This is a genomic window from Kushneria sp. Sum13, from assembly GCF_052692355.1.
Window position 1 is genome coordinate 354,255 of record NZ_CP199847.1, and the last position, 13,917, is coordinate 368,171.

Consider the following 13,917-nt stretch of genomic DNA (forward strand, 5'->3'; position numbering starts at 1 on the left):
CTGATGCGCCGAACTTGGATCGGGCCCTTTGATCCAGATAGAGTCCGAACGCCGGGTCGCGGCAGAGAATGCCGGCAGCGCGAGCGGCACCGCCGCCGCGCTTTTGGTTATCAGTGCTTTGCACCGGCGTCCCCTTCGGTATCGTTTGTCAGCCACTCCGCTGCCGGAATCAGGCGCGACAGCTCATAAGTGCTGACGACCCCCTGCGGCCTGCGGCGTACCCTGATCATCTGCTCGGTTACGGCGGCCAGAAGTGTCAGCCGAATATCTTCGGGCATGCCCTGGGGCGCCATGGTGGCGCCCGTTGCTTGTTGCTGTTCGTGGCTCATGCTTCACCCCGATGACTGGCTTTAGGCTGGAGCCGCTCTACAAACTCTTTCGGGCGACCATCGGATACCCCAACCCAACCGGCCATGGTCTGTCCCTCACGCCAAACCAGCCACCCAACTGCTGAACCACTGCCTGGCTCACGATAAAGCTCACCGCTTATTCCACGATGCGTAGCGGTATTCTTTTCCTGCGGCGCGGAATGGCCAGCCGGGACCCAGTCACTATCATCCTTCTCGATATCGCGATCCTTCTGCGCTAACTCCGATAGCGTATCCTCGCGGCCATTCAGGTACCCGTTATCCCATGCCTGCTCCAACGGAGCAGCCAGCAAAGCAATGCGGCGCTGGCTTTCTCCAATCTGGGCATCGCATGCTATGCCGTATTTCTTCAGCAGCTCGACCTTACGAGCCTTTTGGTTTACTTCCTCAACCATGCATCCAATAACAGTGTGCAGCCTTGTCAGGTCATGATCAGTAGATAACAGATCCGCATACTCACCATTCATCAGACCGGATGTGATGGTGCGAATACCATCGCGCAGCAGCTGGTTTTCGTCTTTGAGGTCCTGAATAGTCTTATTCATGTCGCACCCCTTTTTCCGATGCCGCGAGGCGATTGGCCATGCGGGTGTATTCGTCAAACTGCACGGCCAGTTCATCGCTGGCCGACGCGCGGCCCAGCAGGTAGGCCATGCGCAGGGTGACGATGGCCAGCAAGGTGAGCAGGGCAAAAATGATCAGCTGTTCCATTACCGGATTCCTTTTGACTTGTGTTCGTTGATCGACTGGCATTCGATGCAGGTGGCCACACCCGGTACCGCATTGCGGCGCGCTTCCGGGATCGGCTCGTCGCAGTCTTCGCAGTGGGTCAGGCTGGGCATGGTCGCCATGCGGGCACGGCTGGCCAGCGCGGCCTCAAGATGGCGCTGGCTATTTTCATTGGCGAGATCGATTGAATCGGCCACGGGGTCTCCTGCTATCTCAGCTCAAAGGGAATGAATTCAGGGGTTCGCTGCCACGCGGGTGGTGGCTGGATGCTTTCCCGGTGCCGGCGCTCCAGATCCGCGAGCGCCTGCTGGGTTTCTTCATGCTCTTGCTGCGCCAGTTCCTGCTCGGCGCGGTATTCGGTGCTGTTGATCCACTCCCGATACCGTTTTGCCTGGAGCGCATCGGTGTGGGGATCGGCTGCGCGCGGCGTCATGTCGGGCGTACAGTTATTCACACAAGTCCAAGGGTCGGCGGCTGCGCCGCCTCCATATGAACCCTTCTGGCTGAAGTCGTAAGCGCCGGCGCGTGCCTTCGGGCGCATTGTCCAGCTGTAAAACCGGGTCAAATACTCGGCACCTTTCACCAGCAGGCCGTAGGTGATCTCGACGCGCTCGCCGTACCCGCCGCGAGCGAACGGCACCTCATCGGCGCCCATTTCCCGGCTGGTATCCATGCGCCATTCGCGCCAAGGGCGAATCGGCTGCAGCTTGCGCGGGGTGAGCGGGCCACCCATCAGACGCAGGAACTGATCCCATGCCCCGGCGTTGCAGGCGGTGCGCACCTTCGCCATGAATTCGATGATCGAGCGCCCCGGATTCGTGGCGGCTTCCCATGCGGCCAGCTGCTCGGCCTGCTGTTCGGTCAGCCGGCGAACCTCACGCCAGACCGTCACGCTGGGCAGCCCGACGAACTGAAACTGACGAATGCCCCACACGGCGGCCCACGCTTCAACGCGCGGCGCGCTAGATGCCATTTCCCGGCCGTACTCGTCGAGATCGACAAACTGCCGGCCGTTGACGTTTTTCGAGACGTACTTGGCGACATACCCGGCAGCGGTGCCGCGCGTGTAGTCGATGAGCTTGGCCTGAAAGCGGTTCTGCTGAGCGCCCGGCTCGTCGGGGGTGTCGGCCAGTGCGTACTCGCGCATGACCTCGTTGACCCGCTCGACGTGATCCGCATGTGCCCACATCAGCATGTGCCAGTGCGGCGTGCCGTCGTGGTGGGGCTCTGCCACGCGCACGCCATAAACGCCGATGTCCTCACGGGCCAGCGCCGAGCGAATGCGCGACCAGATCGTGGTCAGATAGCGCTGACCGTCGCGCGGGGTGTAACCGTCATAGACCGGATTACGGGTGCAGCTCTTGGCGCGTACAGGGTGAAAGCGTGACGGGCAGGTGAGGGTGTAGAACACGCCCACATGACCCAGTCGGCGAGCTTCGGCCTCGGTCTCGCGAATGCGCAGCATCAGCTCGGCGCGGCGGTGGTCCGGATTGGCCAGGCCCAGCTCGGAAAGCTCGGCGAGCGTGTAGTTCTGGCCGTGCTGGTTGATGGCCTCGACCGCTTCCAGCATCGCGAGATTGCGCAGCTTCTGACTGGCGCGACGCACCACGGTGGCGTTCGAGCAGTAGATGCCGGCGCGGTGATGCACATTGCCCAGCTCGCGCTCCAGCTGCTCAAGGCGACGACCGGCCAACACGCGCAGCTTGCGACGCCACCATTTGGCGTCCTCAAGGCGTGCCAGCTGGACGCGGATCGGCAGTTTGCCGTCCGGTGGATCAATCTCGTGTTTCTCGACGCGTTCCAGCCCTAGCGCCAGCGCAGCCTCGGCGGCGTCCAGCTCGGAACCGCCGGCACGATTGGCCTCGCCCACCTTCTCGTCATGCACCCGCTTGATGGCCATGGCCTGTGCCTCGGCGTGATTGCAGATGCCCTCATCGTCATGGGTCACACGAAACGGCCCGACGTGCAGGCGCTGACAGATCCGGCGCAGATAACGGTTGCCGGCGGCGTTGCCACTTTTGCGGGCCACGACCAGAAACGCCTGTGCCAGCTGCTCGGCGTATTGCGGGTAGCGGTCGAACACATACTGCTCACGCCACTGCTGGCAGCTCAGCGTGCCCTGACCGCCGGGCGCGCCGAATTCACGGGATAGCTCGATTGCGCTGGTCATTCTGCGTTGGCCTCGATCAGTGCCAGATAGTGCTGCGCGGCGGCGATGTCGCCCTGGGCGAGTGCCTGCCGAGCACTTGCGGCAAGCGTCTGAGACGGATGCGATGCGGGGCGCATCCCATCGCGCAGGCGACTGGCGTAAGCACTCATGCGATGGATGGCCGAGCGGATCGCTTCACGCGTTTTGGGCGTCATCCACTCGATCGGGGTGCGTGTCAGGTTGTTGGCGATGGCTTCCGGCGTGCGCTCATTGGGCGGAATCTCATTGATTGGCCGGTTGGGCACCAACGTCTGTGCTGCCGAGCGCAGCACCACGGCGCGCTCGCCGGGCTGCATGGCAGCCCAGACTTCCGCGAGGTCGCGGTTTTCAGTGCGTCGCCGCAGCTCGTCTCGCACGGCAAGAAAGCTGGCGCGCGGGTCGAGCTGTTCGACGGGACGGATGGCGTGAACGCTGGCCATGGTTACGCCCCCACGGCCTGAACGGCGCGAACGTCAGCGTTCTGACGCTCGGCAAAGCCGATCAGGTCGCTGACGGTCAGGGCCATGCGGCGGCCGTCCGGGTGATTGACGACCACGACATAAGAGGTGGTCGATTCCACATCGATGGCCGCGCGGCGGTTGAAGCTTTCCAGCTCGGCCATCGCCTGCACGGCCATCAGGCTGGCATCGCGCGGGGTATGGCCGTGCTGTCGGATCAGGTGCGACGTGCACTGATTGATCGCATCGCCACGATGCACGCGGCGCGGCAGGCTCAGGATGAAAGCGATGGCCGGGCTGTCATGATTCAGTGCGTGCATGCCACACCTCCCTGCGCGTTGAGCTGATCGAAGGCATAGGCCGCGTGCTGGTGTGCTTCATCGGCACGTAGACGACCGTGGTCGACAAGGTGCTGACGGCAGGCCGTCACCATCTGGTGCGGTGTGCGATAGCGCGGCTGGTTGCGCAGGAATGCCTGCGCGGCGTCCTGGACACTGTCGCTGGGGTCGATCTGATAGTGAGGATCAATGGTCATGTCTTTGCTCCTTGGCCCGGCCCGGTGACGGCTCGAGCTGGTAATAGGGGAAGTCGTTTTCATCTTCCGGCCCGCGTGGCGGCTGCACCTGCGGCACTGCCGTACTGGTTCTGATCTGGTAATAGCCGTACCAGCGGGCACCACAGGCCGGGTTCTGGCAGTCCGCATACACTTCGGTTAAGCGCTTGAGCGGGCTTTTACTCGTTCGAATCCGGCAGGGTGAGTTGCACGCCTTGCATGTCCACACGTCGGGTTAACCTCGCTATGCCCTGGCCGATCCAGTTGCATCGGGGGGCAGTGCATTTGTCGTAATAAACAAGGCCCTTTTCCTCGGGGAGGTCGCTGGGCACGCGGCGGGTCGGGCTGCCGCAGACCTCGCATTTGCGGCGGTGACTCATCCGCGCCTCCCAACCGCTCGCGGCCCGCGTGGCATGGCCATTCGTGCCGTGCCTTTTCTCAATGCGCGCCGCAGTACGAATTCGGCGGCCTGATCCAGCGTTTCCAGACCCTGTTGCTGCCGAACGGCTTCCAGCACGCGGCGGTCGGCATCGGTCGGGAACATTTCAATGTGTCGTGTCATGGGTACCTCGCGAGGTCCTGAAAGGGTGTCGCGCCGTCCCTCAATGGAGCTTTGCCGCCGGCTGGAAATCGATCATGCTCACGGCGTCGAACTCCTGCTGGCTGGAGACACCGAGCATTTCCAGTGCGCCCCGCATGACCAGCTCACGCGCGAGCGTGGCCTTCTCGATGCCGGTGTAGGCAGAAAGCGCCTCGATGAGGTCATCTTCGAACTGGTCAAGATTGATACCGATGCGGGCGGTCTTGAGGCGACGGGGGTCCCTGTACATGGCTGCGATTCCTTCTGGGTTAGTGACTGACGGGAGCGGGGCTTTCGGCCTTCATGGCCTTGATGCCACGCAGATAGAACATGCGGGCCTGCGCCGAGAGCGTGCGCATTTCAGAAGCGGCAATCGCTTCGAGATCCGCACGTTCGGTCGGCGTCAGGTTCATCCAGACAGGATTGCCACGGCATCCATTGGGTGCGCGGCGGGGGCGTGGGGAGGCTTGCGGATTGCTCATGATGTATGATTCCCAATAGTTAACTTGCACAGTCAGCACAATCCTAATTGCCAAAATGGCGTTTAACAACCATATGGCAATCATATTTAGCTATTAGGCGTTTCCATGATTGACAAAAAGCTAATGGCGCCGGGAGTTTTGGGCCGTATAAAAGAGGTTCTGGGGGTATCTTCAGACAAGGAGGTAGCCGAATACTTCGGTATATCTTCTACCTCAGTTCACAATTGGAAACGCCGTGGAAGCATTCCGTACGACGAATGTGTCGAATTGGCAATTGCCAAAAAGGCAAGCTTGGAATGGCTTTTATTCGGAGATGGCGATGAAGCTGCTCTGAAAATATCTTTCACGATGCAGGCTGAAGGTGAGGTCTTACCCAGCTCGATGGCCGGTCATTCAAGAATATTGATCTATAGCATCGAAGCCGCTGCAGGCACTGGAAGGCTGTTTGAGGGTGAGTCAATCGACACTACCGTGTATCTCAATACAGATCACCTAAAGCGAGACGGCTTGGACCCTTCACGTGTGGTGGGCGTGCGTGTGCGCGGGGATTCGATGGGCGACACGTTGAATGATGGAGATCAGGTATTGGTGGATCGCAGCCGCCGTATCCCGGATGGCGTGTTCCTGCTGCGCATGGATGACGGATTGCGCATCAAGCGGGTGCAGCGCGTGGCCGGCGGCGGCTGGCGCCTGATCAGTGACAACCCGCACTACCCGCCGGAAATCGTCGATCCGCTCTCTAACCAGAATGTCGAGATCATTGGCGAGTGCGTGATGCGGCTGGGGAGAATAAGGTGAGGATCAAATCAAGCCTAGGTAATTTTCTTAATAAAAGTATTAAGATTAAAACTTTGCTTAAGCTGATCTTGGCAGTCATGGCTATCGCGGCACTTATATTTTTTTTGGGTGCTGAGTACATCTTAACTACGTTGCGCGGTAAGTTACCTTTCGTAGTGTTTATATTTATACTTTTCTTATTTTTTAGGAAGTGGTTCGTTAATAATTTTCAGCAATTAGAGTCGGTTAATTTTTTTGGCTTTAACTTTCTGTTTAAAAAAGAAAGAAAAGATAGTTGTGCAGGTTCTGAAGAAGATCTTGCTGAAAGAGCTGTAAATGTTGATGGTTGTAGCTCTATAGAAGAAGCTGAAAAAGACATTGATGAATCCGATGAAAATTTCCTTAAAAGAGTTGAAGATAAAGAAACGTCATCTTTAAGTGAAGAGGAGATGAGGCGCTACTATAATATTGTCAAGCCTGATGAAAACTTTTCCAGCTTTGAATATGATAGCTTTTTTTACCAGCCTAGTGCTTTGGTTCCAATATCAAGAAGCGCGCGTGCCTTTCTATATGATAATGATTTTCTTGAATTGGCATTAGGTAAGGTTTCAGTAAGTACAGGGCACATTTTTAAAGCATGGCAAAAAATAGAGTTTATAATTTCAGAACTTAACCGCAAAAATGGTGGAAATGAAATTTCTCCAAGCTCAGGCGGCCCTGATCCAGAGCCAAGAAAAGTTATAAGTTTTGAAGATAAGCTGACTTATTTGATTGGTCAAGATAGTTTGAGCTCCGGGGTTACAAGCAAAATCTTCAAGGCCAATAGAGTTCAAGAGTCTATTGGCTCACATGAGGTTGAAGAGATAGATACGATCGAAGCTCGTAAATTTGTCGATCTTGTTATTAGCATAATTAATAAATTCGAAGATGAGCATGGCTATATTTGATCGTTCTTAATTCAAGGTAAAAGCTTGTGACAAAATTAAAAAAAATTACCCGGATAATCGGTGCTGTCTCTGAGCCTGCTTTAAAGGGGGTGGCAGGCCCTCTTCTAGCACCTGTTTGGGATACGGTGAAAGCATTTAATGATGCCGCTATAGATCAAATTTCTCAAAATAGAGAGAAAAGGTTGGATAGGTTTCATAGAGCTTTGGTTAAAGGAGTTCCGCCAAATAAAGCTGCCATGCTTTTACATTCTAATGATACTGACTATGGAAGCTATGAATCTTTATTAAATGCTTGCTGGCAAGACATAGAAGAGAGTAAGACAGAGCTTTATGCAAGATTGGCTTCTAAAGTTTTAGCTGATGAGCTGCGCTCAGATTTTAGACTGAGTTTTATTATGTTTTTGAGAGATTTGTCGTCTGACGAGTGTGCTTTCCTAAAGACGTTATATATATCTGGAAAATATGATTTTTTGCCGAATTCTTCTTCTGGCAATCAACTGAGAAACCTTGTATCGAGCCAAAATCCAATTGAAAAATTGGCGCTTAAGAAATTTGAAAGCTACTATCTTTTCGATTCTTCAGAAAGTAATGTTACCCATTTTGGGGAAAGTTTTTTACAGTCAATTTACTCTTCGCAAGAGTTAACCCCTCAGGCTATCGGTAAGAAACATTATAAGGGGCATACAGCTAGGGTTTTTTGTGATTTTAATGATTTGATTGCACAACAATATTCAAATGCAGTATGCCATCATTTGTTTGAGAAAAATTTCAGCTGCTCGGTTGTCGATATTTATGAAGGAAGTTTTCGAAACTCATTCTCTCACGATATTGTTATTTTAGTTGTTGGGAGGAATACTAATATTAAAAAGCTTGAGCTTTTCAATTCCAATAAAAAAAGAAGAAACACGCATTCAATTAAATTCAATTTTTTAGTGTCAAATAATAATTCTGATAATGTCACCTTTGAGTTTGATCAAGTTCATAATGTGCGCTCCATCGACGAGTTAAAAGAGTGTTTAGATAGTATTTCACAATAAGCATCATCAGAGTAAGAAATGGAATTTTTACTTTTAATAAATTCCTTCCTGCCAGTTTTGATCTAAAGCACCCGCTTAAAGGTTCGTAATATCTTGTAACAAGTGATATCTTAAAGTTCTAATACATAGAGCTTAAGGGAACATCATGTTTGCGGGAATTGGCTTCATCATCTGCACGATTCTAGCCGTCATCATCGGGGTTAGAATCGGACGCAATCGACGCGCTAATGGTAAAGGTGCTTTTTTCAGCGGGATAACGGGTATTTTTGGCGGTGCGGTTGCAGGCTTCTTTCTGCTGGTCTCACTGGCACTGATCGACATATCCGTTAATGGTAGCGACAGCAAGATTGAAGAAATCGAACCGTCTGTCAGCGAAGAACAGCCCGCCCTGTCGTCTCTCTATACCGTAGCCAGCGACAAGACAAAGGCTCCTTATAAACGCACCGTCGAAGTGACGCTTAACGAGCCAGTTGATAAAGACCAGCTCGCCGATATCGCCCAACAGATCAAGTCACAGGAAGAGGCCGAAGTCGAGCGCACCTTTATCGGCTATCGCCTAGAGTCACAAGACCCCGATACCGCCTATTGGGCAACCACTCACTATGATCCTGACTTGAGCGTCGTCATTCTGGGCATGCTCGAAAACCAGATCCCCGAGTCCGAACAGGTCGCCTCAGAGCCGGTTTCGACTGACGATGCCGAGCAGTTGGCCAGTGACAAAACAAACGAGAAGCAGGCAGAGATCGAGGCCGGTAGTGACCTTGGCTTTGATGCCAAAACGTTTGCTCGCCGCTTCAATGCTTCCATGACCGATCTTGGCCAACCCTACCGCGCAAAGGGCAATGTCGATAACAGCGGTGTGCAGGGCATCTTTCAGGAGGCGTTCAGCGAACATCTGGCACTGACTGGCACCGTTAAACCACAATCCGGCGCCGTGAACGGCATCATCTTTATGGGTACAGGTGATGGCACGCAAGAATCCGGTGCACGGGTCATGGTGGTGGCTTCCGGTGTTGTTGCTGCGACTCAGCCCGACATGAGCGCTCAAAATGCTTTTGACGTGATGCTGTCACTCATCCAGTCCTACGATGGCGGTGAGGCATCGTCAAAAGTGCTTAACGGTGTTGAGTACACCTATCAGCGCAGCGATATTTTTGGAAACATGCTGACGGTCGATTCCGCCGATAGCTGACCATCCACACTCACTGCCGAAAGCCGCCCCACATAGGGCGGCTTTTTAACGACACGCAGAACCGGGGATGCCATGACTTTGGAAATCGGATACATCATCTGCACAGTACTGGCGGGCATCGTTGGCGTACGCGCCGCGCGATATCAGCGAGGCGAGGGTAGAGGTGTTGTCATCAGCTTTTTGGCCGGCATTCTTGCCGGCGGTTTTACGGGGATATTTTTGATGGCCATGATGGTCATCATTGCTACACCTGAAAGCCGTATCGAGAAAATCGAGCCTACCGCCGATGAGCAATCAGCCGCCTAGCAAACTGCCATGCTGGAATGAGCCGCCCAACTCGGGCGGCTTTTTGTTGTACGCAATGTACAAATGTACAAACGCTTGAACATCAACACAGGTTAATTTATATGTATGTATATACAGCACTAAAGGAATAGACCACCCCATGCACGCGCAGTACCTCGGCCCCATCGATTGCCGTCCCGACCCGTCTCTAACGTTCCTTGATCTAAGCCGATACCCGCCCAGCTGCTACCTGATGCGCGCGGGTGAGGATGCCGGCGTGGGCGGCCCACTATTTGAGGGTGATGTGCTGGTCGTCGACGAGGCGCGCCACCCGAGCCATGGGGATCTTGCCGTGATCATGATCGACGGCATCCGCGAGGTGTTCCAGACGTTCCGGGTCGGCCCGCAGTTTCGATTCCAGCCGGTGGGCGGCGGGGAGAGCCGACGGATCAAGCCCGAGCTGGTGCTGGGCGTAGTGGTCAGCTTGGTGCGGCGCTGTGCCGTTTGATTCAACGACACAATGATTCACAGGGTACGCCGTCCTTGTCGCCATCCAGTCGCGTATTACCGCACTGCTGCAGGTGGTAAACGGCTTCATCACATGAACGCATCATGCTGCACGTTTTGCGCGTCTCGCAGCTGAAACTGCTGGCCTGATCTAATACCGGATCATTGGCTGCCGGGGTGGGTAATGGCTGAGGCTGTGGGCTGTCTTCCACATAGGGATTGCCGCTGCCCTGAATCGCGGTGATGCGCTGATTGCGCAGGCGCTCCCAGTCATCCACCGGATCGGCTTTTGCCCAAGCTTCGAACAGGCGCTGTTGCTGGCTGCTGATGCTGGTGCCGTAGGTGTCGCGCATATACCAGTAGGTGCGGGCAATGTTGCCCCTGACTTCTGCCGGTGGCTGGAAAGTTCGCTCCTTAAAGCTGACTTTTGCCGAGCATTGGCCGTACTGGTAGGCGTCGGCACTGGTCACCATGCCATAGCGCATGTTGGATCGATCGCCGTTTACCTCACCAACACTGGGGACCAGATTAACCAGATCCGCCTCAGCGCGACGAAACACCGGATCATTGCTGCGGCAATTGCGGCGACCGCCGTCCTGCCAGCACTGACGCTGCCGACCAAAATCGTAGGCGGGCATGATGTGCTCCCACTCGATCCGATTGGCCCGTGGCTTCTGTTTGCGTACCTGATAACCGCAGCTGGCCAGATCGGGGCCATCTTCCGTATAGGTGCAGTCGCAATAGAACGTGCGCTGATGATCGGCATGGATTTGCGTGGCGATCTTCTTGGCGGTACTGAATGAGCCGGGTGGTTCGGCAAGGGCGGGCAGGGCGATGATGAGCAGTAGGGATAGAACAAGGCGATACATGGCAGGTCCGAGACGGTTTAAGTTCGGCTGCCAGCATACGGGGATTTGACGCAGTGCGATCTGATTCTGAATTGCTCAAGAAATACCGACATGTACCGGACTGGCAGCGCAGCGTGCCCATGCGCTGGGCGCCCTCACGCTATGAGGTGATCCAGTGGCGCCAGGCGCGCGAGCGGCAGGGCTGGCTCAATGCCTATAAATTCCCGCCGGCACAGCGGGTGCCGATTGAATATCAGGCGCTGTTCGCCGGGCAGATCTGGAAGGGGCGGGTACTGCTGCTGCGCCACAGCTATGAGCAGACATGGCAGGTGCATGCCTCACCGATGTGGCTGCTGATGCGACGGCATGAGGTTAGTGCGGCAGTGTGGAGAAATTACTCTAACCAGTAACTCTTCCCATTTCCATGAATTCGCCGTTTCCATCTTCAGTCAAACTTAGATGCTCTACCCTCCATTGAGAATACTCTTTCATTTGAGCAAAGCTAAACTGCGTGTGTGCGATGATGTCGCATTCTTCTAAATCGATTTCTTCGGCTTTGCCATCCCGCTCAAAGTTATCTTTAAACAAGCTCTTTATACGTTCTGATAGTTGACTTGCAGTTTCTTCGCTCTCGTCCATTACGTAATTAAAAGTGTCATAAACTATGATTATTCTTAAAGGATATGCCTCTCCCTCTTGAAGCTCTACGTCACTCGCATCATCCAAAGTCATGAATATGCCTGAGATACAATCTCCGGCTTGATCAATTGCCTTTCTTAGTTTTCGTTCAAAGTTTTTATGGCTCGCTAATCTCCTTTCAAACTCATTAGGAAAAGCAGGTCGGCCATAGCGCGAGGCAAGCCATTGCTTAAGAATTCGCTTTTCGTTAGCGGGTAAGTAATAACTTTTGTCCGTTTGCAAAATGCCTTCGCTCGAAAACGATTCTTTGCATATGTAAGTTTTTTTGTGCTGTGTTAGCTCCAGCCAGATATCATCGTTGCTGCTCCCTGTGTACTTCAAATGAAGACGTCTTGAGTTTCTTGCATGACACAGCTGAGGATCTTCCTTTGTAATTACGTTTGCCAAAATTATCTCTAATAGAGGCTCAGTTTCTAGATTACGGGCTATGTCACAGTCATGTGATATGATCACAATCTTTTGATCAGCAAGGTTTTCTCCAGAAATCGTGGTTAAGCTTCCCTCATATATCGCTAAGTCACCTTGCCTGAAACCTGTATCATGACCAAACATGTAACTGCCTCTTTATCTCTAGGTTTAATTGCTTGCACTAGGGATCGAAATAGAGCTTTTCCAGTCTGTGTTTCTTTCAATGCCTGAAGCTTTGGATTTTACTACCTTGGCCTTGGTTTCAGAGTCTTCTATTTTTGCTAAAAGACTTTTAATTTTGTCTGTTGTTAAACTTCCTGACTTGAGAAGATCATTAGCAGAACCCTCGCTAAAAGCTTTAACTTTTAGAAGGTTGTGACGATTGGAAATGTTAGATTTCGCAACTGCGTGCTCTAACTCCCCGATTTGGTCAATCATCAGATTGTATTCTGTGGTCGGCCTGTTCTCATCTGAAAGCCATTTATAGATTGCTTGCCTAGAGACTCCAAATATACGACTTAAGTCGGATACCGAAAGGTGCAAGCTTTCTTGAGCAGCTTTTAATTTTTGGCTAGCGCTTCTTGTGTCAATGTTGTCATTGCCGGCCTCATTTTCGATTTTTGTTTTTTTGCCAGAAATTGTGATTCCAGCTCTTTCGGAGATATCATTCGACCATTTTCCAATGTCGGCTACTGAAAAGGCGCTTCCTGTTCCTAGAAACAGCGTTATCAAGGCGGTTGCTTTCAAACTTCTATGCCTGCAAGCGTTAGTATCAGCTTTATTGGCGCTAGAATGACTATATGTATTATAGCTTGTGCTGTTTGAATAAGTTTGATACTGCATATTGCAACTCCTCTCTTATGTCCAAGTGTCTCGGGCATGTTGAGAAATTATAGCCTCAAAAGCGTTTTTTAAGTCGTTATGAAGATAGTTTAGCTGTTCTTCAAGTTGATACGTTCCGTTTATTTCTTTTTGACCTTCTGAGAAGTGGTCGATATCTATTACTGCGTGTTTAAAATTTGTTTTGTTATATTCTTGGAATTTGTTTTTTAGTATTAGCTGCCCCGGCGATATGCCTGGCGGAAAACCTAAAAAAGTGTTTGCGCGATAAATTTTAGCAATCAAGGTACTTTCTTCAATAAAAGGTCCTAGGTTGCTTTTAAATACGTACTCATTTTGTGATTGCACTTTTTCAATATCTAAGTTTATCCCGCTGGTTTCACTTATTAGATAGTCCTCGGTCGTCTCACCTTCTTGCGGTAAAACTGCATCCAAATAACGCATTCCAATCCGGCCTACATGCTTTAGCCCTATAGTGTTATTAACTGTTTCAAATCCTTCGCAAAAATCTTTTATGAACCGATTTTTGTCAGTGTAATGGGTGGTGTGAAAAGTTAAGTTAGAAGGCGCAAGAATAAACCCAGAGCTTCTGTCGTCTTTTGTGAAATGCCATATTTTAAATTTATTAAATTGAGGATCTCCATCTTCGGCTTCGAAGTTGACCTGTAACTCGTTTCTCCACTCTATATCGTAGAGTGTATAACCCTCTTTTCGAAAGACGTCCTGAATTTCGTCCGCATACTTAGCCATGGCTGCAACAGTGTTAAATCCCACTTGAGCCAAGGCGTAGTAAATCGGCGCATTCTGCATCTTCTCGCTCATGAGGTTTTCCCTTCTTGAGACATTGGCCTGTAAATCTGGTTTACACTTTAGTTGTCAGTTTACATTTTAGTTGTCAATTTTTCCAAAGATTTTGCAAGCCATGCTCTCTAAGGCACACCGCCATTAGACCCTAACGGCTTTTCAAACAACTGACTTTAGCCCTCACGAATGCATCTGATGACATTTCTATAAAGTTC

Annotated in this window: 23 protein-coding genes; 7 read left to right on the forward strand and 16 right to left on the reverse strand. The window is 52.4% G+C overall.

Annotated elements, in window-relative coordinates:
• Nucleotides 1–110 precede the first annotated feature (110 nt).
• The 12 genes from ACUN8C_RS01570 to ACUN8C_RS01625 form a co-directional block, all read right to left on the reverse strand.
• Nucleotides 111–329: a hypothetical protein gene (locus ACUN8C_RS01570; RefSeq protein ID WP_445620625.1), complete on the reverse strand. Its 219-nt coding sequence runs from the start codon at nt 327–329 to the stop codon at nt 111–113.
• A complete protein-coding gene (locus tag ACUN8C_RS01575) occupies nt 326–913 on the reverse strand; it encodes a hypothetical protein (RefSeq protein ID WP_445620626.1) in 588 nt (195 codons plus the stop codon). Before ACUN8C_RS01575 ends, ACUN8C_RS01570 begins: the two co-directional genes overlap by 4 nt.
• Nucleotides 906–1,079 carry a hypothetical protein gene (locus tag ACUN8C_RS01580; protein ID WP_445620627.1) on the reverse strand — a complete coding sequence of 58 codons (174 nt, stop codon included), beginning with the start codon at nt 1,077–1,079 and terminating at the stop codon, nt 906–908. The genes ACUN8C_RS01575 and ACUN8C_RS01580 overlap by 8 nt, the downstream gene beginning before the upstream one ends.
• Complete coding sequence (locus ACUN8C_RS01585; RefSeq protein WP_445620628.1) at nt 1,079–1,294, reverse strand: TraR/DksA family transcriptional regulator; 216 nt, start codon at nt 1,292–1,294, stop codon at nt 1,079–1,081. The genes ACUN8C_RS01580 and ACUN8C_RS01585 overlap by 1 nt, the downstream gene beginning before the upstream one ends.
• Nucleotides 1,295–1,305: 11 nt before the next feature.
• Nucleotides 1,306–3,267: a replication endonuclease gene (locus ACUN8C_RS01590; protein WP_445620629.1), complete on the reverse strand. Its 1,962-nt coding sequence runs from the start codon at nt 3,265–3,267 to the stop codon at nt 1,306–1,308.
• Complete coding sequence (locus tag ACUN8C_RS01595; protein ID WP_445620630.1) at nt 3,264–3,725, reverse strand: hypothetical protein; 462 nt, start codon at nt 3,723–3,725, stop codon at nt 3,264–3,266. Before ACUN8C_RS01595 ends, ACUN8C_RS01590 begins: the two co-directional genes overlap by 4 nt.
• Nucleotides 3,726–3,727: 2 nt before the next feature.
• Entirely contained in the window at nt 3,728–4,063 is a 336-nt protein-coding gene (locus ACUN8C_RS01600; protein WP_445620631.1) for a hypothetical protein, read from the reverse strand.
• The gene (locus ACUN8C_RS01605) at nt 4,051–4,278 is read right to left on the reverse strand and encodes a hypothetical protein (protein WP_445620632.1); all 228 of its coding nucleotides are present in this window, start codon (nt 4,276–4,278) and stop codon (nt 4,051–4,053) included. The genes ACUN8C_RS01600 and ACUN8C_RS01605 overlap by 13 nt, the downstream gene beginning before the upstream one ends.
• A complete protein-coding gene (locus tag ACUN8C_RS01610; protein ID WP_445620633.1) occupies nt 4,268–4,525 on the reverse strand; it encodes an ogr/Delta-like zinc finger family protein in 258 nt (85 codons plus the stop codon). Before ACUN8C_RS01610 ends, ACUN8C_RS01605 begins: the two co-directional genes overlap by 11 nt.
• A gap of 147 nt (nt 4,526–4,672) precedes the next feature.
• Entirely contained in the window at nt 4,673–4,858 is a 186-nt protein-coding gene (locus ACUN8C_RS01615; RefSeq protein ID WP_445620634.1) for a hypothetical protein, read from the reverse strand.
• Nucleotides 4,859–4,898: 40 nt separating this feature from the next.
• Nucleotides 4,899–5,126 (reverse strand): hypothetical protein, encoded by a 228-nt coding sequence (locus tag ACUN8C_RS01620; RefSeq protein ID WP_445620635.1) that lies wholly within the window; start codon nt 5,124–5,126, stop codon nt 4,899–4,901.
• 19 nt (nt 5,127–5,145) lie between these two features.
• A complete protein-coding gene (locus tag ACUN8C_RS01625; protein ID WP_445620636.1) occupies nt 5,146–5,358 on the reverse strand; it encodes a hypothetical protein in 213 nt (70 codons plus the stop codon).
• A gap of 105 nt (nt 5,359–5,463) precedes the next feature.
• Between ACUN8C_RS01625 and ACUN8C_RS01630 the strand changes: the two genes are divergently transcribed.
• From ACUN8C_RS01630 to ACUN8C_RS01655, 6 genes are all read left to right on the forward strand, one after another.
• Entirely contained in the window at nt 5,464–6,156 is a 693-nt protein-coding gene (locus ACUN8C_RS01630) for a S24 family peptidase (protein ID WP_445620637.1), read from the forward strand.
• Nucleotides 6,153–7,082, forward strand: coding sequence for a hypothetical protein (locus tag ACUN8C_RS01635; protein ID WP_445620638.1), 930 nt, complete (start codon nt 6,153–6,155; stop codon nt 7,080–7,082). The genes ACUN8C_RS01630 and ACUN8C_RS01635 overlap by 4 nt, the downstream gene beginning before the upstream one ends.
• 26 nt (nt 7,083–7,108) lie before the next feature.
• Entirely contained in the window at nt 7,109–8,119 is a 1,011-nt protein-coding gene (locus tag ACUN8C_RS01640; protein WP_445620639.1) for a hypothetical protein, read from the forward strand.
• 145 nt (nt 8,120–8,264) lie between these two features.
• Entirely contained in the window at nt 8,265–9,311 is a 1,047-nt protein-coding gene (locus tag ACUN8C_RS01645) for a hypothetical protein (RefSeq protein WP_445620640.1), read from the forward strand.
• Nucleotides 9,312–9,383: 72 nt separating this feature from the next.
• Nucleotides 9,384–9,617, forward strand: a complete 234-nt coding sequence (locus ACUN8C_RS01650) for a hypothetical protein (protein WP_445620641.1) — start codon at nt 9,384–9,386, stop codon at nt 9,615–9,617.
• Between the two features lie 139 nt (nt 9,618–9,756).
• The gene (locus ACUN8C_RS01655) at nt 9,757–10,104 is read left to right on the forward strand and encodes a LexA family protein (RefSeq protein ID WP_445620642.1); all 348 of its coding nucleotides are present in this window, start codon (nt 9,757–9,759) and stop codon (nt 10,102–10,104) included.
• Between the two features lies 1 nt (nt 10,105).
• Here the strand turns inward: ACUN8C_RS01655 and ACUN8C_RS01660 are convergent, their stop codons facing one another.
• On the reverse strand, nt 10,106–10,972 hold the full coding sequence (locus ACUN8C_RS01660) for an endonuclease (protein ID WP_445620643.1): 867 nt from the start codon (nt 10,970–10,972) through the stop codon (nt 10,106–10,108).
• 53 nt (nt 10,973–11,025) lie between these two features.
• Here ACUN8C_RS01660 and ACUN8C_RS01665 point away from each other — a divergent pair, with 53 nt between their 5' ends.
• Nucleotides 11,026–11,361, forward strand: coding sequence for a hypothetical protein (locus tag ACUN8C_RS01665; protein WP_445620644.1), 336 nt, complete (start codon nt 11,026–11,028; stop codon nt 11,359–11,361).
• Here the strand turns inward: ACUN8C_RS01665 and ACUN8C_RS01670 are convergent.
• Genes ACUN8C_RS01670 through ACUN8C_RS01680 form a run of 3 tightly spaced genes read right to left on the reverse strand, consistent with a single transcriptional unit; the run spans nt 11,351 to nt 13,720 of the window.
• A complete protein-coding gene (locus ACUN8C_RS01670; RefSeq protein ID WP_445620645.1) occupies nt 11,351–12,202 on the reverse strand; it encodes a hypothetical protein in 852 nt (283 codons plus the stop codon). The two genes, ACUN8C_RS01665 and ACUN8C_RS01670, sit on opposite strands and share 11 nt — an antisense overlap.
• Nucleotides 12,203–12,226: 24 nt before the next feature.
• Nucleotides 12,227–12,901 (reverse strand): helix-turn-helix domain-containing protein, encoded by a 675-nt coding sequence (locus ACUN8C_RS01675; protein ID WP_445620646.1) that lies wholly within the window; start codon nt 12,899–12,901, stop codon nt 12,227–12,229.
• A 15-nt stretch (nt 12,902–12,916) separates the two neighbouring features.
• Nucleotides 12,917–13,720 carry a TIGR04255 family protein gene (locus tag ACUN8C_RS01680; protein WP_445620647.1) on the reverse strand — a complete coding sequence of 268 codons (804 nt, stop codon included), beginning with the start codon at nt 13,718–13,720 and terminating at the stop codon, nt 12,917–12,919.
• Between the last annotated feature and the right edge of the window lie 197 nt (nt 13,721–13,917).